Origin of the sequence: Pseudomonas sp. EA_5y_Pfl2_R50 (genome assembly GCF_963970475.1) — a bacterium.
Classification (GTDB): Bacteria; Pseudomonadota; Gammaproteobacteria; order Pseudomonadales; family Pseudomonadaceae; genus Aquipseudomonas.
Genome location: NZ_CAXAPT010000016.1, coordinates 1 through 16,094, shown reverse-complemented (window position 1 = coordinate 16,094; position 16,094 = coordinate 1). Strand labels below are relative to the sequence as shown.

At 60.6% G+C, this 16,094-nt stretch carries 16 protein-coding genes; 10 read left to right on the top strand and 6 right to left on the bottom strand.

What is annotated here, in order from left to right:
• Window positions 1-62: 62 nt before the first annotated feature.
• The 3 genes from AACY19_RS23410 (at window position 63) to AACY19_RS23400 (ending at window position 1,980) form a co-directional block, all read left to right on the top strand.
• Window positions 63-785, top strand: a complete 723-nt coding sequence (locus AACY19_RS23410) for an OmpA family protein (RefSeq protein WP_339453974.1) — start codon at window positions 63-65, stop codon at window positions 783-785.
• 162 nt (window positions 786-947) lie between these two features.
• Entirely contained in the window at window positions 948-1,229 is a 282-nt protein-coding gene (locus tag AACY19_RS23405; protein WP_053117797.1) for a DUF1145 domain-containing protein, read from the top strand.
• Window positions 1,222-1,980, top strand: coding sequence for a collagen-like protein (locus tag AACY19_RS23400; RefSeq protein WP_339453973.1), 759 nt, complete (start codon window positions 1,222-1,224; stop codon window positions 1,978-1,980). Before AACY19_RS23405 ends, AACY19_RS23400 begins: the two co-directional genes overlap by 8 nt.
• A 173-nt stretch (window positions 1,981-2,153) precedes the next feature.
• Here the strand turns inward: AACY19_RS23400 and AACY19_RS23395 are convergent, their stop codons facing one another.
• Complete coding sequence (locus tag AACY19_RS23395; RefSeq protein ID WP_339453972.1) at window positions 2,154-2,618, bottom strand: CopD family protein; 465 nt, start codon at window positions 2,616-2,618, stop codon at window positions 2,154-2,156.
• A 98-nt stretch (window positions 2,619-2,716) separates the two neighbouring features.
• On the opposite strand from AACY19_RS23395, the gene dinG reads away from it, so the two are divergent.
• From dinG to pdxH, 5 genes are all read left to right on the top strand, one after another.
• Entirely contained in the window at window positions 2,717-4,861 is a 2,145-nt protein-coding gene (gene dinG, locus AACY19_RS23390) for an ATP-dependent DNA helicase DinG (RefSeq protein ID WP_339453971.1), read from the top strand.
• A gap of 96 nt (window positions 4,862-4,957) precedes the next feature.
• Window positions 4,958-7,438: a beta-galactosidase gene (locus tag AACY19_RS23385; protein ID WP_339453970.1), complete on the top strand. Its 2,481-nt coding sequence runs from the start codon at window positions 4,958-4,960 to the stop codon at window positions 7,436-7,438.
• Between the two features lie 221 nt (window positions 7,439-7,659).
• Window positions 7,660-8,805, top strand: a complete 1,146-nt coding sequence (locus AACY19_RS23380) for a serine hydrolase domain-containing protein (RefSeq protein WP_339453969.1) — start codon at window positions 7,660-7,662, stop codon at window positions 8,803-8,805.
• A gap of 113 nt (window positions 8,806-8,918) precedes the next feature.
• Window positions 8,919-10,019 carry an OmpA family protein gene (locus AACY19_RS23375; RefSeq protein ID WP_339453968.1) on the top strand — a complete coding sequence of 367 codons (1,101 nt, stop codon included), beginning with the start codon at window positions 8,919-8,921 and terminating at the stop codon, window positions 10,017-10,019.
• Between the two features lie 24 nt (window positions 10,020-10,043).
• The gene (gene pdxH, locus AACY19_RS23370) at window positions 10,044-10,691 is read left to right on the top strand and encodes a pyridoxamine 5'-phosphate oxidase (protein WP_339453967.1); all 648 of its coding nucleotides are present in this window, start codon (window positions 10,044-10,046) and stop codon (window positions 10,689-10,691) included.
• A gap of 5 nt (window positions 10,692-10,696) precedes the next feature.
• Here pdxH and AACY19_RS23365 read toward each other — a convergent pair whose 3' ends face one another.
• Entirely contained in the window at window positions 10,697-10,933 is a 237-nt protein-coding gene (locus AACY19_RS23365) for a hypothetical protein (RefSeq protein ID WP_339453966.1), read from the bottom strand.
• A gap of 178 nt (window positions 10,934-11,111) precedes the next feature.
• On the opposite strand from AACY19_RS23365, the gene AACY19_RS23360 reads away from it, so the two are divergent.
• A complete protein-coding gene (locus AACY19_RS23360; RefSeq protein ID WP_007969461.1) occupies window positions 11,112-11,576 on the top strand; it encodes an outer membrane lipoprotein in 465 nt (154 codons plus the stop codon).
• A gap of 61 nt (window positions 11,577-11,637) precedes the next feature.
• Here AACY19_RS23360 and AACY19_RS23355 read toward each other — a convergent pair whose 3' ends face one another.
• From AACY19_RS23355 to nhaA, 4 genes are all read right to left on the bottom strand, one after another.
• On the bottom strand, window positions 11,638-11,895 hold the full coding sequence (locus tag AACY19_RS23355) for a DUF7683 domain-containing protein (RefSeq protein ID WP_339453965.1): 258 nt from the start codon (window positions 11,893-11,895) through the stop codon (window positions 11,638-11,640).
• Window positions 11,892-12,122, bottom strand: a complete 231-nt coding sequence (locus AACY19_RS23350; protein WP_339453964.1) for a DUF7683 domain-containing protein — start codon at window positions 12,120-12,122, stop codon at window positions 11,892-11,894. The genes AACY19_RS23355 and AACY19_RS23350 overlap by 4 nt, the downstream gene beginning before the upstream one ends.
• On the bottom strand, window positions 12,119-13,306 hold the full coding sequence (locus AACY19_RS23345) for a colicin E3/pyocin S6 family cytotoxin (protein ID WP_339453963.1): 1,188 nt from the start codon (window positions 13,304-13,306) through the stop codon (window positions 12,119-12,121). The genes AACY19_RS23350 and AACY19_RS23345 overlap by 4 nt, the downstream gene beginning before the upstream one ends.
• 157 nt (window positions 13,307-13,463) lie before the next feature.
• The gene (gene nhaA / locus AACY19_RS23340; RefSeq protein ID WP_339453962.1) at window positions 13,464-14,654 is read right to left on the bottom strand and encodes a Na+/H+ antiporter NhaA; all 1,191 of its coding nucleotides are present in this window, start codon (window positions 14,652-14,654) and stop codon (window positions 13,464-13,466) included.
• Between the two features lie 251 nt (window positions 14,655-14,905).
• Here nhaA and AACY19_RS23335 point away from each other — a divergent pair, with 251 nt between their 5' ends.
• Window positions 14,906-16,000 carry a PLP-dependent cysteine synthase family protein gene (locus AACY19_RS23335; RefSeq protein WP_339453961.1) on the top strand — a complete coding sequence of 365 codons (1,095 nt, stop codon included), beginning with the start codon at window positions 14,906-14,908 and terminating at the stop codon, window positions 15,998-16,000.
• Window positions 16,001-16,094: the final 94 nt, after the last annotated feature.

The window sequence follows — 16,094 nt, the reverse complement described above, 5'->3', positions numbered from 1 at the left end:
CGCGGATGCGGGTCTTTACTCCTGTGTAACCGGTATGGGCCGGTGACACAGGAGCTTTCACAATGACTGTATTCTCAAGGTCCGTCTTGCCGGTGCTGCTGCTGGGCAGCTTGCTCACCGGTTGCGCCACTCACAGCGATGGCACTGCCCCCCTCAATCAACGGACGTGGCCGATCTGCAGCCTTATCGGCGGGCTGGTCGGTGGCGGACTTGGCTCTATCGAAAGTGCCGGCTGGGCCGGTGGCGGCGCAGCGCTGGGGATACTCACTGGCGGACTGATCTGTTACGCCCAGGACGGCGATGAAGACGACGATGGCGTGTTCGACCGCCGCGACCGTTGCCCCGACACACCGGAAAATACCCCCGTCGATCACCGTGGTTGCCCGCTGCCGCAGTATCCGGTCACGGAAAAAGTGCCTGAGCCTGCGCCGCAAACGGAAGTCATCACCCTCAGCGATGCTGGCGACGTGCTGTTCGATTTCGACAAGTCCGACCTGACCCCGGCCGCGAAGGCCCAGCTCGATACGCTGATGGACAAATTGCGCAATGCCGACGTGGTCAGCATCAAGGTGGTGGGGCATACCGACAGCAAAGGTTCGGACGCCTACAACCAGGCTTTGTCCGAACGGCGTGCCAGCAGTGTCGCTGGCTATCTGCTGAGCCAGGGCCTGGCGCCGGACAAACTGACCAGTGAAGGGCGCGGCGAGAGTGAGCCGGTCGCCGATAACGCTACCGAAGAGGGGCGGGCGAAAAACCGTCGGGTAGAGTTGCACATCAATCGCTAGGACGGGTCTGTAGTCCGCGAGCTAGAGCTGCCGGGGGCGATCATCGCCATTCCGGCAGCCATTTGGCGGCTTGGCGAAGTTTTTTCATTTATCCCTCTGGCTTATCCCCCGCAGAAGCCGTTACTGTGCGCCCAAAGAATAATTCGCAACACGGGGGAGCGTATGAAAGTGTTCTGGGGGCTGGGGCGTTTATTGACCCTGCTGTTCTGCTGCGTGGTGCTGGCCAATCAGCTGGTGCCGTTCGTTCATCCGCTGCATCTGCTGGTCAATCTGGCCGGCGGCCTGCTGTTGCTGATCCATGTCCTCGAAGTGCTGCTGTGCAATCGCAGCCTCAAGGGGCGGCCGCACCCTTGGCGTGATCGCGGTCGTATTCTGTTGTTTGGCGTTTTCCACCTGCAAACCATCCCGGCCCCGGCCGCTCCGGAGGCTTCTTCCCATGCGTAAACTCTGCTTGCTCGCTGCATTCATCAGCCCTTTGGCCTGTGCCCAGGTGGTCAGTGTCGAAGCCAACTCCCTGATGCGTCTGCCCAACACCGCCAGCACCTTGCAGCTGGAAAAGCTGGAAGTGGCGGATTACGGCACGCTGCTGATTCCTTCCAACGTGACGGAACTGAACGTCGGTGAATTGCGCCTTGGCCATGAAGCCCGTATCGCCATCGTCCCGGGCGAGAATGCTTTGGAGATGAAGGTCGCTCGCGCAGAGCTGAGCGACGGCAGCCAGATCACCGCACGCGGGGCGCCGGGGACTTACGAAAAAGCCGCGCGTGCGGGGCGCAATCTGAATCTGCAATTCAAGGCCTTGAGTGCGCCGCAACTGTTGGTCGATGCCCGTGGCGGCACCGGCGCTCCGGGTTTTGTCGGTCTGGATGGCGGCAACGGTGCAGACCCGGGCTGCACCTATGGTTCGGCCGGGCACGGTTTTGATGGCAGCAACGGCAGCGACGGCCAGCCGGGCGCACCGGGTGGATTGGTGCGCCTTGAAGTGCCGCGCGAGTTTCCGGCCGAGCAGATCAAGGTCAATGTGGCTGGTGGCGCCGGTGGCCCGGCGGGTGTTGGCGGCAAGGCCGGGAAGGGCGGCAAGTCCAAGGGCTGCCTGGTGTATCGCGCCGATGGCGGCAAGAACGGCAAGGCCGGGGCGGATGGTCAGCCTGGTCCTGTGGGCGCGGCGGGTGTTGTGACTGTGCAACGCTTGTAAAAGCTTCCCTCTCCCGGAAGGAGAGCGGGCCGACCGAGGTGACTCAGGCTATCCATCGACCTGAAAAACCGAGTCGATCATGGGCACAAAGCCAATCCTCCAGGCCGGTGTAGCTCTCCAGTATCCCCATCCAGTCCCTTCTCCCTCGGGGAGAGGGCCAGGGTTTTTGATCTTCAGAACATCGGCCGAGCCGCCGCAATCGCCACCAGCACCAGCCCGACTATCAGATTAATTCCCACCACCCGGCGAATCCGCCCCAGCACTGCCGCGCCCGTTGGCCAGTTCTTCGCGTCTACGGCCCTGCGCAATTCAGGCAGCATCAACCCCTGAATGCGGATGAACAGCGCGGTCATCACCACGTACAAGCCCATCATCACCTGCACATATTTCGGGGCGGTCTCGAAGCCGACCTGCTGCAAATGCAACATGCCCACGCCGCTGACCGGCAGCAGAATCACCGCGACCCAGACCCAGCGAAAAAAACCTTGAAACACTTCCACCCATAAAGTCAGCCGGGCAGGGCCGTCCAGCGCCTTCATCGCCGCCGGGCGCAGGACCATCCAGGCGAAAAACATGCCGCCGACCCAGACCAGGGCGGACAGTACATGCAGCGGGTAAACGAGGCTAAAAGGTGTCATTGGGGTACTCCGTTCTGCGCAGGATCGATTCGCGGGGTATGATAGCCGCCCAACCGAACCACTGAAAATTTATCCAGCGTTTTTGCGCCCGACACTCAATGATCAGCACTGAACTCAAAACCACGATCCAGGGCGCCTATTCGCGTTTTCTAGAGGCCAAGAGCCTCAAGCCGCGTTACGGCCAGCGCCTGATGATCGCTGAAGTCGCCAAGGTCCTCGGGGATATCGACACCGATGACGAAGGCCGGCGCAGTGGCGACCCCGCGATTGTCGCGGTGGAAGCCGGCACCGGTACTGGCAAGACCGTGGCCTACAGCCTGGCCGCGATCCCGACCGCCAAACTGGCCGGCAAACGCTTGGTGATCGCCACCGCGACCGTGGCCCTGCAAGAGCAGATCGTCTACAAGGATTTGCCCGACCTGATGCGCAACAGCGGGCTGAATTTCAGCTTCGCGCTGGCCAAGGGCCGCGGCCGCTATATGTGCCTGTCCAAGCTCGACATGCTGTTGCAGGAAGGCCACGCGCAAACCGCTACCGCCCAGCTGTTCGAAGAAGAAGGCTTCAAGATCGAGGTCGATGAGGCCAGCCAGAAGCTGTTCACCAGCATGATCGAGAAGCTCGCCGGCAATAAATGGGACGGCGACCGCGACAGCTGGCCGAATGCGCTGGAAGACGCCGATTGGGCGCGCCTGACCACCGATCACAGCCAGTGCACCAACCGTCATTGCCCGAACTTCGGCCAGTGCGCCTTCTACAAGGCCCGCGAAGGCATGGGCAAGGTTGACGTGATCGTCACCAACCACGATATGGTCCTGGCTGACCTCGCCCTTGGCGGCGGTGCGGTACTGCCCGATCCGCGCGACACCATTTACGTGTTCGACGAAGGCCATCACCTGCCGGACAAGGCCATCGGCCATTTCGCCCATTACACGCGCCTGCGCTCCACGTCCGACTGGCTGGAAACCACCGCGAAGAACCTGACCAAACTGCTCGCCCAGCATCCGCTGCCGGGAGATCTCGGCAAGTTGATCGAGCAGGTGCCGGAGCTGGCGCGGGAGATCAAGGCTCAGCAACAGTTCATGTTCAGCGCCTGTGAGCAGGTCGCCGACTTCAAGCCCGGCGAAGATGTTGAAGGCCGTGAGCGACCGCGTCATCGTTTTGTCGCCGGGGTGATTCCCGAACACATGCGTGAAATGGGCATCGAGCTGAAAAAGGGCTTCTCGCGTCTCAACGATCTGTTTACGCGCCTGACCGACCTGCTCAAGGAAGGCATGGATGGCGAGGTCAACATCGGCATCGCCAGCAATCAGGCCGAAGAGTGGTATCCGTTGTTCGGCAGCCTGTTGTCCCGTGCCTCCGGCAACTGGGAACTGTGGACCGCGTTCACCGCCGAAGACCCGGAAGACAGCCCGCCGATGGCGCGTTGGCTGACCCTGGCCGAAAGTGGCTCGCTGTTCGACATCGAGGTCAACGCCAGTCCGATCCTCGCTGCTGAAACCTTGCGTCGCAGCCTGTGGAACGTCGCTTATGGTTGCCTGGTAACGTCGGCAACGCTGACCGCGCTGGGCACGTTCGACCGTTTCCGCATGCGTGCCGGTCTGCCGAAAAAAGCCGTCACCGCCGTGGTGCCGAGCCCGTTCCATCACGCCGATGCCGGTGTGTTGCGCGTGCCGGATTTGAAGGCCGATCCACGGGATGCCGCCGCGCACACCGCCGCGATCATTCGCGAGCTGCCCGATCTGGTCGAAGGCTCGCGCGGCACCCTGGTGCTGTTCTCTTCACGCAAACAGATGCAGGATGTGTTCGACGGCCTCGACCGCGACTGGCGCAAGCAAGTGTTCATTCAAGGCAACCTGTCGAAACAGGAAACCCTGAACAAGCACAAGGCGCGGGTCGATGGCGGTGATTCGAGCGTACTGTTCGGCCTTGCCAGTTTCGCCGAAGGGGTGGACTTGCCGGGCGCGTACTGCGAGCACGTGGTGATCGCCAAGATCCCGTTCTCGGTGCCGGACGATCCGGTCGAAGCGGCGCTCTCGGAGTGGATCGAAGCCCGGGGCGGCAACCCGTTCATGGAAATCTCTGTGCCCGACGCCTCGCTGAAACTGGTGCAGGCCTGCGGGCGTCTGCTGCGCACCGAAGAAGACCGCGGCACCATCACTTTGCTGGATCGGCGTCTGGTCACCCAGCGCTACGGCAAGGCGATCCTCAATGCGTTGCCACCCTTCCGTCGTGAAATATCCTGAGACAACGGTGGGCAGTTTTGCCCGCCGCGCTGTCTATCTCTCTGCCATGCTTTTTTCCATTGGCCTTGACTGGTCGTTAGGGAGAACTCCGTTCTTATGATCCGCCGTTCGTTGCCTGCCGTATTCGCCCTGATGTTTGCCGCGCCGCTGCTCGCCGCGCCCGCCGGGCAGCAGACCTTGTTCAACTTTGTTCGCCCTGCCGATGTGGTGAAAGTCGCCACCGAGAACGCTGATCTGCCGCAAGCCAACGCCGAGCAAACTCCGGAAGGTGAAGTGCTGCGCCGGGTGACGTTCAATCCCGTCGCACGCCCGACCTTGCGTCTGACCCCGCAGAGCGGTGCCTGGGACTGGTCGCAGTCGGGGATGATGACCCTGCGCCTGCAAAGTGCAATGAACTGGGCCGTCACCGTTTACGTGCAAATCCAGAGCAACGATGGCCGCACGCTGGTCAGCCGCGTTGACCTGCCGGCCGGCCCGGCGCAAACCTTGCTGGTGCCACTGGTGGCCTCAACGCCGTTGAGCCAAGGCATGAAGGCCGGGCCGCCGATGCCGATGACCGTCGACGGTCAACGCATCCTGCTGGCGAGCAGTAGCGGGGAGATTGATCGTAGCCAGGTGGTCTCGGTCAGCCTGTCGATGGATCAGCCGAAAGTCGCGCAAAGCCTGCTGCTGGAACGGTTCGGCGTGCAGGACGGCGGTGGGGTCACGCAAGCGGTCTACGGCAATCTGGTCGATGCCTACGGGCAATCGACCCGCGGCAAGTGGCCGGAAAAAATCAGCAACGACGAACAGCTCAAGTCCGCTGCCGCCAAGGAACAGCAACAGTTGAAAGCCTGGCTCGCGGAGCGCGAAAAGGCCTCGCTGGACAAGTTTGGTGGCTGGAACAAAGGCCCCGTGTTCAAGGCCAGTGGCTTTTTCCGCACGGAAAAACGCGATGGCCGCTGGTATCTGGTCACGCCGCAAGGGCACCCGTTCTACTCCCTGGGCGTCAACACCGTCAGCCCCGAGGTCAACCAGACCTACGTGGCCGGTCGCGAGTACATGTTCGAATCCCTGCCCAAGCCTGACGAACCCTTGGCCAGGCACTTTGGCGAAGGGGATAACCGAGGCGGCAACGGCGTCGATCAGGGGCGTGGCTACGGCAACGGTCGCTGGTATGACTTTTACGCGGCCAACCTGCAGCGCTTGAACGGCGACCCGTGCAAGGTGGACGCAGAAGTCAAATCCGGGGTGGCAGAGGCGGCGAAGGCAGAAGCGATTGAAGCTACGGCAGTGAAAGCTGCAGAGCCGGCCACCGAGCCTGCCGAGCCGAAGGCGGGCGTTGCCGAGGCCGCGCAAGCTGATGCGACTCAGGTGACAAACGCAAAAGCCGCCGCGCCCTGCAAGGCCGCCCTTGATCCGTCGCAATGGGCCAGTCACACCCTCGACCGCCTGCAAGCCTGGGGCTTCAACACGGTCGGCAACTGGAGTGCCGAGTCATTGGCCGACGCTGAACGCGTGCCATACACCTTGCCGCTGTCGATTGTCGGCGACTACACCAGCATCAGCACCGGCAACGATTGGTGGGGCGGCATGCCTGATCCTTTCGACCCGCGTTTCGCCATGGCCACCGAGCGTGCCGTGGCCATTGCCGCCCGTGATCATCGTGACGATCCATGGCTGATCGGCTATTACGCTGACAATGAACTGGCTTGGGCCGGTCCCGGTGACGATCCGCAGTCCCGCTACGCGCTGGCCTACGGCACATTGAAAATGACCACCGACGTACCGGCCAAGCGTGCGTTTCTCAAGCAATTGCGCGACAAGTACCGCAATCAGGCTGGTCTTTCGAAAGCCTGGGGCATTGATCTGCCGGCGTGGGAGCTGATGGAAGACCCGGGCTTCGTACCGCCGGTGCCAAACCCGGAACATCCGGAAATCGAGGCTGACTTCAAATACTTCCAGAAAGTCTTCGCCGATACCTACTTCAAGACCATTTCCGACTCGCTGAAATGGCATGCGCCCAACCAACTGCTGCTCGGCGGTCGATTCGCCATCAGCACTCCGGAAGCGGTGGCCTCTTGCGCGCAGTATTGCGATGTATTGAGCTTCAACATGTACACACTGAAACCACAGGACGGCTATGACTTCGCCGCACTGGCGGGCCTGGACAAACCGGTGCTGATCACCGAGTTCAACTTCGGCTCCAGCGACCGCGGCCCGTTCTGGGGTGGCGTCACGCAGGTGGCCAAGGAAGAAGATCGTGGCCCCGCCTATGCCAATTTCCTCAAGCAGGCATTGAGCGAGCCATCGATTGTCGGCGTGCACTGGTTCCAGTATCTGGATCAACCGGTGACCGGACGTTTGCTTGATGGCGAGAATGGGCATTTTGGTCTGGTCGGGGTGACGGATCTGCCGTATCAGGGCTTTGTCGAAACAGTGCGCAAGAGCAACTTGCAAGCGATTGATCAGCTCGGCAAAGAGGCCGAGAAAGCGGCCGCCGCGGCGGGTCATGAGACTGAGGGTGGCCGCAAGGGCGAGGCCGGCAAAGGGCCGGGGGCAGGGAATGCGGGTGGGCATTCGGGGAATGGTCACTGAGTGCTGAGGCACCGCGTCGTCGTTCTCGCGAGCAAGCCCGCTCCCACAGGGAATCCTGGGGGCTATCGAGATTCAGTGTGGGAGCGGGCCTGCTCGCGAAGGCATCAGCCGCTTCACCCAAAAATCTGAAATAACCGTCTGGCCCGCAGCTGTTCCCAAATCCCTCAAGGGCTGGAACAATGCGGGCCACTTTGTAGAGCGTTTTCGCGGGGGAGTTGCGGGTGCAGATTCAGGGACATTACGAGCTTCAATTTGAAGCGGTGCGCGAAGCCTTTGCCGCACTGTTCGACGATCCCCAGGAACGCGGCGCAGCCTTGTGCATTCAGGTCGGCGGAGAAACCGTCCTCGATCTCTGGTCCGGTACCGCTGACAAGGATGGCACCGAAGCCTGGCACAGCGACACCATCGCCAACCTGTTCTCCTGCACCAAAACCTTCACAGCGGTCACGGCCCTGCAACTGGTCGCCGAAGGCAAGTTGCAACTGGATGCTCCAGTCGCGCGCTACTGGCCCGAGTTCGCTGCTGCCGGCAAGGAGTCCGTCACCCTGCGCCAAATGCTCTGCCATCAGGCCGGTCTGCCGGCCTTGCGCGAATTGCTGGCGCCCGAAGCGCTTTACGATTGGCAAACCATGGTCGACGCCCTCGCGGCCGAATCCCCCTGGTGGACGCCGGGCACCGGTCACGGTTATGCCGCAATCACCTATGGCTGGCTGGTTGGTGAATTGCTGCGACGTGCCGATGGTCGCGGGCCGGGTGAATCCATCGTCGCCCGCGTTGCCAAGCCGCTGGGCCTGGACTTTCACGTCGGCCTGGCTGAGGAAGAATTTCATCGCGTGGCTCACATCGCCCGTGGCAAAGGCAATGCCGGCGACGCGGCCGCACAACGCCTGCTGCAAGTGACCCTGCGCGAACCGACCGCGATGACGACTCGCGCATTCACCAATCCGCCATCGGTGCTCACCAGCACCAACAAACCGGAATGGCGACGCATGCAACAGCCAGCGGCCAACGGCCACGGCAACGCCCGCAGCCTGGCCGGTTTCTACGCCGGTTTGCTCGACGGCAGCCTGCTGGAAAGCGACATGCTCGAAGAATTGACCCGCGAACACAGCGTCGGTGAAGACAAGACCCTGCTGACCCGCACGCGTTTCGGCCTGGGCTGCATGCTTGATCAACCGGACGTGCCTAACGCGACCTACGGACTCGGCGCCCAGGCATTCGGGCATCCGGGGGCGGGCGGTTCCATCGGTTTTGCTGACCCTGAGCATGATGTCGCGTTCGGTTTCGTGACAAATACCCTGGGGCCTTACGTATTGATGGACCCGCGCGCGCAGAAGCTCGCGCGGGTACTTGCCACTTGTCTATAAAGTTTTACCCGAGGTTCCAGGGTCGGAACCTCGTCAGTTTTTTCGATTCAAAGCGACTGTTTATCCGGGCGAAAGTGCTCTGATTTTTCATTACTTCATTTTGTGGATTTTCAATGTCATCTAAAAAGACCCTCGCCCTGGCCCTGTGTGTAGCGATCACCGGTTGCGTACAGACCCCGAAAAACGATGCAGACGGCGGCAGTTGGTGGCCGTTCGGCTCTTCCGACAAAACCGCGGCCAAGGAGCCGGCTCCGGCACCGCTGAAACCTGCGGCCACTGCGCCTGTAGCCAAGACTGAAAGCAGCAGCCCGTGGTACTGGCCATTCGGTTCCGATGATGAAGCCGTCAAGGCGGACATGAAGGCCGAAGTCGCCCCCGAAGCGAAGAAACCGGTCACCGTCGCCAAAGCTGACGCCGATACCGGCGGCAAATGGTGGTGGCCGTTCGGTGGCAAGGATCAGCCAGCGGCGAAAGCCGTGCCGATGCCAGACCCGAAAGTTACCCAGGCCTGGCTCGACGATTACGAGCCGCGCCTGCGTGAAGCCGTCAAGGACAGCAACTTGCAACTCGAGCGCCGTGAAAACGTGCTGGTCGTCACTGCGCCGGTAGAAGGCTCGTTCAACCCGGATCGTCCGGCCATGTTGCTGCCTGTCACCCTTGGCCCGTTTACTCGCGTGGCCAAAATTCTCGAGGCCGACCCGAAAACCGCCGTACTGGTGCTCGGTCACAGCGATTCCAGTGGTGCCGCGCCTGCCAACATCAAACTCAGCCAGGAACGTGCCCAGGCCATTGCGGCGATCTTCCGCCTCAGCGGTTTGCAGCGTGATCGCCTGATGCTGCGAGGCATGGGCTCGGAAGCGCCGCGTGCGGCCAACGACAGCGTTGAAGGTCGCGCATTGAACCGTCGTGTGGAACTGTTGGTGACCCCGCAGAACACCATGGTTGCCCTGCTGAGCAAATACAACATGCCGGCACCGAAGCCTGCGACCATGGTCGCCGTGCAGGACGTCAAGCCAGTGGCCAAACCGGTCACGCCGGCCCCGGCCGCGAAAAAAGCCGCTGTGCCCGCTACCAAAAAGGCCCCGGTGAAAAAAGCCGCCGCCAAGGCTCCCGCGAAAAAGGCTCCGGCCAAAGCGCCTGCCAAGAAGACGACCCCGGCCAAAGCCGCCGCGACCGACAAGAAAGTCGCCGCAACCGACGCCACCAAGAAGTGATCCGCTAACCAAAAGGAATGCGCCATGACCCAGGCTCTGGCAGATATGCGTCGTGATTACACCCGGGATGGATTGACCGAGGCGCAAGCCCCGGCCGAGCCGTTTGCGCTGTTCCACCAATGGTTCGCTGACGCGGTCAAAACCGAACAGGCGCCGGTGGAGGCCAACGCCATGACCCTGGCTACCGTGGATGCGGACGGGCGTCCGCATTGCCGCATTCTGCTACTCAAGGGCCTGGACGAGCAGGGCTTCACGTTCTTCACCAATTACGACAGCGCCAAGGGCCAGCATCTGGCGGCGAATCCGTTTGCCGCGATGACGTTCTTCTGGCCCACCCTGGAGCGTCAGGTGCGTATCGAGGGGCGCGTGGTGAAGGTCAGCCCTGAAGAGTCCGACGCGTATTATCAGGTGCGTCCGCTGGGAAGCCGTCTGGGTGCCTGGGCATCACCGCAGAGCCGGGTGATCAACGGTCGCGGTGAGCTGGAAGATTTGCTCAAGGCGACCGAGCAGCGCTTCAGCGATACCCAGCCGGACTGCCCGCAACACTGGGGCGGTTACCGCTTGCTGCCCGAGCGCATCGAGTTCTGGCAGGGCCGTCCGAGCCGTCTGCATGATCGTCTCAACTACCGCCTGCAAGACGCCGGCTGGATTCTTGAACGTCTGGCACCCTGAGCAGTCTACCGAGCGGGATAGCCTGCCGCAGCGGCCTCAAGCCACTTCGCCAGGTCCCTGCGGCGGATTTTCCTGGCCTGCGCGTGCGCCAGCTGTTCGATCATGAAGGCGCGTTTGCCTTCATCCTCGCCGGCCAGCGACAGCGCGAGGTCGCGATCCATCCAGCGCTTGATCCGAACGTACAGCCACCAATGGAAGTACAGGCCGGCGGCTGTGGTGACGACGATAACGAAGTAATCCATGAAAATCCTTGGTGTCGTTGGCGCAGAATCCGGGATTTGGCGCTAATGTTGGGTCTACGTCAGGCAGCGGGCACGCGTCTGTACCTCACCTGAATGAAAACGAATTTGTCCGGGCGGCGTCGTGACAGGCGTCAAGCCACGGGGTTTAATGAATATATGTACTTTTGGAGTTGATGCTATGCGTAAGTCTGTTCTGCTGGTTGCTTCCTTTTCCACGATGGCGATGTTGCTGACGGGCTGCCAGTCGAGCCTGACCGGTGACTCCTACTCCCGTGACGAAGCGCGTCGAGTGCAGACGATTCGCATGGGTACCATCGAATCCCTGCGCCCGGTCAAGATCGAAGGCACGAAGACCCCGATCGGCGGCGCAGCAGGTGCAGTGGTCGGCGGCGTCGGCGGCAGCGCCATCGGCGGCGGCAAGGGCAGCATCGTTGCTGCGGTCATCGGTGCGGTGGCGGGCGGTCTGATCGGTTCGGCGACTGAAGAAGGTCTGACCCGTACCCAGGGCGTGGAAATCACCGTGCGTGAAGACGACGGCAGCATGCGTGCCTATGTGCAGCAGGTTCAGGAGAATGAAGTGTTCCGCGTTGGCGAGCGCGTGCGCATCTCCACCGTTGGCGGGACCAGCCGCGTTTCGCACTAAGCGGAGTGCAGGGTAAAGAAAACCCCGATCAGGTGACTGGTCGGGTTTTTTTTTAGGATATTTACTCGCTTTCATAACAACCCATTTGAAAATTGTATTTAGAGTCGTAGAAAGATCGGCCGATTAAAGCTTCCAATTGCTTTATCTGCTCTTGGTCGAGGTCATAATCAAAGATTTCGTCTTCGGGATTGACCCAATGCATGATTACTCTGAGCCGCTCAATGTTTCCATCGGGAACAGGGATCTCGAAAACTAACCGAGCTGTGCGTTTATTAAATGCCTCGACGGCGTGCTTCAGCTTGAAGTTGCCATAAGTCATTCGATGCACACCAACTGAACTATATGAGTTGCGTCCAAGAGCTTTTCTCCAGTCCAGTCCTCCAAAACTTTGATCTGCTCTTCGTCTAAATCAGAGCCATCGAACTCATCTTCAGGTTGTTGCCAGTTCATCAGCGCCTTCAATGCTTCCTCGTTATGCGCCGCGATCTCTACGGTCAGGAGCAAATCCTCAGTCTTTCGATCAAATACCTCTATTACATGCTTCATTTTTCTACTCTCCTTGTGGAATCGGCAGGCTTTGTTTGTTCCCCTGTTTTCGGGTCGTATTCTCCAAGATGTTTTCCTTGCTTGGTGTACATCTCAACCTTGCCATGCTGAGAGTCCCATTCGTAAATTTTCCCCGATGCATCTTTCCAACGTCTTCGCTTTTTTCCTCCACCGCGAACGGAGGTTTTCAGTGGTGCAGGTTTCACGTCTGGAAAGGCCGGCAGCGAAACAGGGGCGGGGTGGTATTTGAAATCTCTAGGAACGTTTAAGACTATATATACCGGCTGAACCAACGAGCCAGGTGGAAAAACCAGAATAAAATCCCGGTAGTCCGGCGGATAAACCGGATTGACCAGAATCCCATCCGCCGCTTTCGTCGGCGGATACACCCAAATGTGCGGTGCCTGCGGTGCAGCCTCCAGCGCGGGAATACCAAGGATGTCCGAACCATCCACAGCAGGCGTCCAGATCAGTTCTACGCCTTCACCCAAGTCAGCAATGAACTGGCTGTCACGCAAATTGAACTGCACGACAGCAACCATTTCCCAATCGCGATTCTTGCCGGTGTAGAAGCCGTAGCCCTTCAGACTGCCATCGGCCTGTTGCTCGACTCTCAACCGAACTCGCGTTCGCGCCTGTTCAAGTCCACGCAATTGTTCGTCGGTATAGAGCGCAGTGTCACCAAGGCTCGATGGCATCAACAGCGCAACCAACCCAGCCAAAGGCGCAACAGCCGCGCTTGATACAGCAGCAGGCAGTGCTTCAAACATCGACCCCGCCAGTGCCAGACTGCCAAATCCGGCCGGAATAGCGGTTGCGCCGATTTTCTTGAGAGGAACTGCGCCGCTTTCATCCGCCTCACGCGCACCCAGCAGTATGAGATCGCCGTAGTCCTTCAGGCTGTCAGTCGGCACCATCCCCGAAGGACTGGAGTAATCGATAATCGCATCCGGCAATTTGCAGGACTTGGCGAATACGCAGCCGGCGCGAAGGGGCTCAGTCTTTTGAACCGCCACCTCACGGCTGCGCTCGAAAGCCTCTTGCCTCGCCAGCATGGCGTCGTAAGCGTTTTGTCTGGTGTCGCGCTCGGCCAGTTCAGTGGCCGTCATGTATCGGTAGGTGACGTGATGCCCGTCGCCTTGCGGTGGGTTTTGAACCCGGGGAATGTCCTTGTTGCCAGCCACTGATCGTCCTTTCGTTCATCCGTCGACAGCCCTTCGCAAAGGGCTGCGCAACGTTAACGAAGCAGGAAAATAGTGGCTGTAGGACGCGTCGCTAAAGACGTGGGGATAGTTCGCTGTGTATCAGCAAGGCGAGGGGGAAGCCCTCGCCGCAGGTTTTCTATGCAGCAGGCAATGGCGTATTCCGGCGACTCGCCGCCGCCGTCACCGCATAACCAATCAACGCTGCCAGAATCGACCCGGTCAAAATCCCCATCCGGTCCATCCCGGCGTAATCACTCACGCCCGGTTCAAACGCCAGCGAACCAACGAACAGGCTCATGGTGAAGCCGATCCCGCAGAGAATCGCCACGCCCAGCACCTGACCCCAATTGGCGCCTTGGGGCAGGCCGGCGATGCCGGTTTTGACGGCCAGCCAGGTCAGGCCGAACACGCCAATGGTTTTACCCAGCAACAGGCCCACTGCAATGCCCATCGGCACATGATGGATGAAGCTGTCGACGGTCACGCCGCTCAGCGAAAGGCCGGCGTTGGCGAAGGCGAACAGCGGCAGAATGCCGTAAGCCACCCACGGGTGCAGCGCATGTTCGAGGGTCAGCAACGGCGACGGCTCGGCGTTTTTCGTGCGCAGAGGAATGCAGAAGGCCAGCGTCACACCGGCCAATGTCGCGTGGACGCCGCTCTTGAGGACGCAGACCCAAAGGATCAATCCGATGATCATGTACGGCCCGAGTTTGACCACTCCGAGCCGGTTCATCGCCACCAGCGATGCGATGCACGCAGCCGCGAGGCCCAGCGACAGGGTCGAAAGCTCGCCGGAGTAGAAAATCGCGATGATCACGATGGCACCCAGGTCATCAATGATCGCCAGGGTCATCAGGAACAGTTTCAGCGACACCGGCACGCGCTTGCCGAGCAGGGCCAGTACGCCGAGGGCGAAGGCGATGTCGGTGGCGGTCGGGATCGCCCAGCCGTCGAGGGCGGCCGGGTTGTCGCGGTTGAGGAACCAGTAGATCAGCGCCGGCACCAGCATGCCGCCGATGGCGGCCGCGCCGGGCAGGACGATTTGCGAAGGCTTGGACAGCTGACCGTCGAGGACTTCGCGCTTCACTTCCAGGCCAATGAGCAGGAAGAACATCGCCATCAGACCATCATTGATCCACAGCAGCAGGGGTTTGGCGATTTTCAACGCACCGATCTGCGCCACCACGGGGGTGTCGAGCAGGCCGGTGTAGAGCCACGACAGTGGCGAGTTGTTGATAATCAGGGCCAGGACGGCCGCAGCGATCAATAACAGACCGCTGGCAGCTTCCAACTGAAAGAAACGCGTGAAAGTGCTACGCAGAGGCAAGGTCGCTCTCCATCGAATAGTCAAAAAGGTGGGACACCCTAACCCGTACCGTTGGTTGTTAAAACAAAAGTTATATTCTTTTTTGTTATATGTCGTTACAAGGTGTCTGGCTCAAGCCACGCTGAGCCTAGCAGTTGCCGGACATATTGAGACTCAGCTGTATCTGTGCGCGCCATGGGATTTTTCCTAAGCTGGTGAGTGAATGTCCTGGCCCGTTTCACCTCCTGCCCGATTCAACGAGAACCATCACCATGAGCGACGACCGACAGTGGGCCCGCGAAGCCATCCGCCTCATCGAAGCGGACTTCCAGCGCAGCGCCGACACCCACCTGATCCCCTTGCCACTGCCAGGTTTTGCGGGCATCGAGTTGTACTTCAAGGATGAGTCCAGTCATCCGACGGGCAGCCTCAAGCATCGTCTGGCCCGCTCGCTGTTCCTCTACGCATTGTGTAACGGCTGGCTCAAACCCGGGGCGCCGGTGATCGAGGCGTCCAGCGGTTCGACGGCGATTTCCGAAGCGTATTTCGCGCGCATGCTCGGTCTGCCGTTCATTGCGGTCATGCCGGCGACGACTTCGAAGGAGAAGATCGCGCAGATCGCTTTTTATGGCGGCCAAAGCCATCTGGTGAAAGATCCGACACAGATTTACGCCGAGTCCGAGCGCCTGGCCCGCGAACATGGCGGCCACTTCATCGATCAGTTCACCTACGCCGAGCGCGCCACCGACTGGCGAGCGAACAACAACATCGCCGAGTCGATCTTCCAGCAAATGCGTTACGAGAAACATCCAGAGCCGAGCTGGCTGATTTCCAGTCCCGGCACCGGCGGCACCACCGCGACCCTCGGCCGCTACGTGCGCTATCGCCAGCACTGTACCCGCGTGTTGTGCGCCGATGCCGAGCGTTCGGTGTTCTTCGATTACTACCGGACGGGCGATGACAGTTTGCGCCTGGAGTGCGGTTCGCGAATCGAAGGCATTGGCCGGCCTCGGGTGGAAGCGTCGTTTCTGCCCAAGGTGATCGATGCGATGGTCAAAGTGCCGGACGCCTTGTCGCTGGCGGCCATGCACTATCTGGCGCAGCGTTTGGGACGCCATGTCGGTGGATCGAGCGGGACCAATCTGATTGGCGCACTGATGGCAGCGCAGCAGATGAAAGCGGCGGGGGAGTCGGGGTCTATCGTGGCGATTCTGTGTGATGGCGGCGAGCGGTATGCCGACACTTACTACGATCAGGATTGGCTCAAGGCCCAGGGGTACGCGTTGAACGGGTTGATCGAGGCCGTGGCAGCGAGTGCTGAACGGGGTGAGGCGCTGCCGACTTCAGTCTTGCGCGCCAATATCTGATACACCAAAAATCAAATGTGGGAGCGGGCTTGCTCGCGAAAGCGGTGTGTCAGACGATGAATGTATCGACTGAAACGACGCTTTCGCGAGCAAG